General features: G+C 70.7%; 3 protein-coding genes. All 3 read left to right on the forward strand.

Going from position 1 to position 3,752, the window contains the following annotated elements; genetic code table 11:
- On the forward strand, positions 1-2,453 hold a 2,453-nt coding region (locus tag ACFDTC_RS17200; RefSeq protein WP_375260106.1), incomplete at its 5' end, for an FAD-dependent oxidoreductase.
- A 60-nt stretch (positions 2,454-2,513) separates the two neighbouring features.
- On the forward strand, positions 2,514-3,344 hold the full coding sequence (locus ACFDTC_RS17205) for a hypothetical protein (protein WP_375260107.1): 831 nt from the start codon (positions 2,514-2,516) through the stop codon (positions 3,342-3,344).
- A gap of 61 nt (positions 3,345-3,405) precedes the next feature.
- A partial coding sequence (locus tag ACFDTC_RS17210) for a YtoQ family protein (protein WP_375260108.1) occupies positions 3,406-3,752 on the forward strand: 347 nt, incomplete at its 3' end.

Consider the following 3,752-nt stretch of genomic DNA (forward strand, 5'->3'; position numbering starts at 1 on the left):
TGGCGCGGGCGGGGTGGGACGACGTCATGCTGCTCGAGCGCGACGAGCTGACCAGCGGCAGCACCTGGCACGCGGCGGGCCTGCTGCCGTATTTCAACATGAGCTACGCGACCACGCACATCCACGACCACTCGATCAAGCTTTACAAGACGCTCGAGGACGAGACCGGGCTGAACGCCGGCTTCTACGTGGTGGGCAACCTGCGGATGGCGCAGAGCGACGCGCGCATGGACGAATATCGCCTCTATGCCGCGACCGCCGAGACCGTGGGCGTGCCGTTCGAGTGGATGACCCCCGACCAGATCAGGGAGCGCTGGCCGCTGGTGCGGACCGAGGACCTAAAGGGCGCGCTCTATCATCCGACCGACGGCTACATAAACCCCGCCGACGTGACGATGGCGCTGGCCCGCGGCGCGCGGCAGCGCGGCGTGGCGATCGAGCGGCGCTGGCAGGTCGACGGCTACGAATGGAAGGGCGACCACTGGGACGTCGCGGTCACGAAGATGGTCGAGAAGGGCGGCAACCTGGTGCCCTCGGACGAAACCGGGGTGATCCACGCCGAGCACGTGGTCACCGCCACCGGCAACCACGCGCAGCGCACCGCGAAGATGCTGGGCATCAAGATCCCCGCGATCCCGGTCGAGCACCAGTACATCGTGACCGAGCCTGACCCCGCGTTGGTCGAGTACCGCAAGACGCATGGCGAGCATCCCGTGCTGCGCGACGCGGACGCCAAGTGGTACGTGCGCGAGGAGCGCGGCGGCTGGATCCTGGGGCCCTACGAGCGCAACGCGCCCGCGCGGTTCGAGTACGGGGTGCCGGACAGCTTCCGCGCGGACCTGTTCCCGCTGGCGCTGGACCGGATCGAGGAGGAATACATGTCCTTCATCCACCGGATTCCGTCCTCTGAGCAGGTGGGGCTGAAGGACGATTACAACGGCCCGATCTGCTACACCCCCGACGGCAACCCGCTGCTGGGCCCCGCACCCGGCCTGCGCAACATGTGGCTGGCCGAGGGTTTCAGCTTCGGCATCACCGCCGCCGGCGGCGCGGGGCATTACCTGGCGCAGCTGATGGTCGAGGGCGAGGCCGCGATCGACATGGCGAGCCTCGATCCTCGCCGCTACGGCGGGGACTGGATGACCACCGAATACGCCGCGCGCAAGAACGAAGAGGCATACGAGCACGTCTACATCCTGCACCACCCCGACGAGGAACGCCCCGCCTGCCGCCCGCTGCGCACGGCGCCCGCCTATGACCGGCAGAAGGCGATGGGCGCGCAGTTCGGCTGCGTGAACGGGTGGGAGCGGCCGAACTACTACGGCCCGCTGGACGCGCCCGACAGCTTCGACCACGACGCGCGCAGCTTCCGCCGCGGCGGCTGGTGGCAATACGCCGAGGCCGAGGCACAGGCCATCCGCGAGGGCGTGGGCCTGATCGACGCCACGGCGTTCGCCAAGCACCGAGTCTTCGGCCCCGGGGCGGCCGCGTTCCTCGACTGGTTCACCTGCAACCGGCTGCCCAAGGTGGGCCGCATCAACCTGACCTACGCGCTGACGGCGCACGGCACGGTGCGGACCGAGTACACCATCGTGCGGCTGGCCGAGGACGACTTCTACCTGGTGTCGGCCGGCGCGTGGGAAGCCTATGACGGCGACCACCTGCGCAAGGCCGAGGAAGACTGGTTCGCGACGCATGGAGGCGGGCCGGACAACTGGTTCGGGGTCGAGAACGTCACCACGAAATGGGGCGTCTTCGCCATCGCCGGGCCCAAGGCGCGCGCCGTGCTGCAGGCGGTCGTGAAGGACGCGGACCCCGCGAGCGTGCTGTCGAACGCGCGTTTCCCGTGGCTCTCGGCGCGCGAGATCGAGCTGGGCATGTGCCCGGTGCGCGCGATCCGCGTCGCCTATACCGGCGAGCTGGGCTGGGAGCTGCACCATCCGATCGAGATGCAGAATTACCTGTGGGACCTGCTGATGAAGGCGGGCGCGGCGCACGGTCTGAAGCCCGTGGGCGCGCGGGCGCAGAACTGGCTGCGGCAGGAGAAGAGCTATCGCGCCTTCGGCAACGAGCTGGGCCGCGACGCGACACCGCTCGAGGCAGGGCTGGACCGCTTCGTCGACCTGACGAAGGACTTCCACGGCAAGGCCGCGATGGAGAAGACCGGCATCCGCAGCGTCTGCGTCACGTTGCGGATCGACGGGCCGGCCGATGCCGATCCTTGGGGGCGCGAGGCGCTGTATCTGCCCGACGGCACGCGCGTCGGGCGGCTGACCTCGGGCGGCTACTCGGTCACGTTCGGCCAGTCGATCGGCATGGGCTACGTGCGCCCGGACCTGGCGGCCGAGGGCACGGCGATGAAGGTGCGGATCATGGGCGACCTGTGGGACGCGACAGTGACCTGCGACAGCCCCTACGACCCGAAGAACGCGACGATCCGCGCGGACGGCTGATGCCTGTTCCCCCGCCCGCGCGGCCCCGCTAGGGTGCCCGCGACGCGGCGGAGGGACCACATGGACAAGGCTCGGGTCGGGCGGCGCGAGGGCGCCGGGCGGGCGCTGCTGCTGGTGCTGGCGGCGCTGGCGCTGATGGCCGCGCTGGCCGGGCAGGCGCGCAACCCGCTGGTGTCGGGCGCCGAGCGCTACGCCGCCACGGTCGCGGCCTCGGCCGGGGGCGTCTACCTGACGCTGCGCTCGCTCAACGCGTTCCTGTCGACCGCGCAAGAGGTCGAGGTCGGCGGCTCGATGGTGGTGTCGGGCACGGCGCAGCCGCTCAAGCCGCTCGAGCCGGTGGACGACACGATCGAGCGCGTGGCCGCGATGGTGTTTTTCGTCATGGTCGCGACCGGAATCCTGTCGGTGGCGATGGGACCGGCGGCGGCTTTGGGCTTCGTCCTGCTGGCCGCGGCGGCGGGCGTGGCGGCGCTGGGCCGGCGACGCGCGGTGCGGCTGATCGCCTGGCGGCTGGGGCTTTACGGCGCGGTGCTGGCGCTGGCGCTGCCGGGGGCGTTCCTGGCGGCCTCGGCCCTGTCCGAGCGGATGACCGAGGCGGCGATGACGCGCCACCAGGCGGTGTTGGCCGAGATCACCGCGCAGGTCGAGCCGGCCATCGCCGAGGCCGACGCGACCGCCAGCCTCTGGGGCCGCATGGCCGAGCTGCGCGACGGGATGGAGCGCTACACCACGATGGCGGGCAACCTCTACGAACGCGCCGACGACCTTGTGGCCAGCCTGATCGGCATCCTGTCGGGCTTCGTCTTCCGGCTGCTGGTGCTGCCGGCGCTGATCCTGGGCGGCGTGCTGGTGGGCGTGCGCGCGGTCTCGGCCGCGCTGGCGGGGCGCTGAGTTTGCGCCCGCGCGCTCCGCGGCCTATGTGGTGGCCCCACGGGAACGGAAAGGGATGCGCATGACACTTCAGGTCTATCTTTCGGGCGAGATCCACACCGACTGGCGCGAGCGGATCGTGCAGGGCGCGCAGGGGCTGGACGTGGCCTTCGACGCGCCGGTGACCGACCACGCCGCCAGCGACGATTGCGGCGTGGCGATCCTGGGCGCCGAGGACGACAAGTTCTGGCACGACCGCAAGGGCGCGATGGTCAACGCGATCCGCACCCGCCGCGGGATCGAGCAGGCCGACGTGGTCGTCGTGCGCTTCGGCGAGAAGTACAAGCAGTGGAACGCCGCCTTCGACGCCGGCATGGCCGCCGCGTACGGCAAGTCGCTGATCATCCTGCAGCCGCCCGAGCACGACCA

Origin of the sequence: Citreimonas sp. (genome assembly GCF_042096055.1) — a bacterium.
Taxonomy (GTDB): domain Bacteria; phylum Pseudomonadota; class Alphaproteobacteria; order Rhodobacterales; family Rhodobacteraceae; genus Citreimonas.

Excerpts from the sequence above, each read along its gene's own strand:
- ACFDTC_RS17205 (WP_375260107.1), top strand. The coding sequence starts at position 2,514 with ATGGACAAGGCTCGGGTCGGGCGGCGCGAGGGCGCCGGGCGGGCGCTG.